This window comes from Anaerosporobacter sp., assembly GCF_965301125.1.
The window spans coordinates 1-491 of the sequence record NZ_CBDLAM010000325.1 but is presented as its reverse complement, the minus strand read 5'-3'; the positions used below and the strand labels follow the sequence as shown (position 1 = coordinate 491).

The window sequence follows — 491 nt, the reverse complement described above, 5'->3', positions numbered from 1 at the left end:
TGAGGATGAAGGTATTAGCTTATGAGAAGATGTAGGAAAATATTATTTACAGTATGATGCAGGCTCACATATGGTAAAGAAAAAAAGAATTGAAATTACAAGTGAAGAGGCTGAAATATGTCAATTAGATGTTGACGAGATGTATAATATAATTTTACAATATCAAAACGATGGAGTATATGGTGAAGATGTCAAATAGTATAATTTATTATGGTTATACTTTAGGACTCCCAACTCCTTACATCCCTTAAAATAATAACTGTATTACCTACCTGTTCACGAAGTGAATGATATATAGGTGATACGGTTATTTTTAGTCCATTACCAGAGGAAATGGACTACTGAGGGCGAAATTTGCCCACAGGTATACGAAAGAAATTTGGTATTTGACAGTCAAAGCCTACAGAATACTATAGATAATGTTACGAAAGGAATCTCGATACTAAATTGGTATATAGGCTCTTTAGAATATCAATTTAATGACTTTGATG

The 491-nt window shown here is 32.0% G+C and carries 1 protein-coding gene; it reads left to right on the top strand.

The genetic code is table 11. The features are described 5' to 3' along the window. Window positions 1-70: 70 nt before the first annotated feature. Window positions 71-199, top strand: coding sequence for a hypothetical protein (locus ACW2QF_RS19430; protein ID WP_455717668.1), 129 nt, complete (start codon window positions 71-73; stop codon window positions 197-199). Window positions 200-491: the final 292 nt, after the last annotated feature.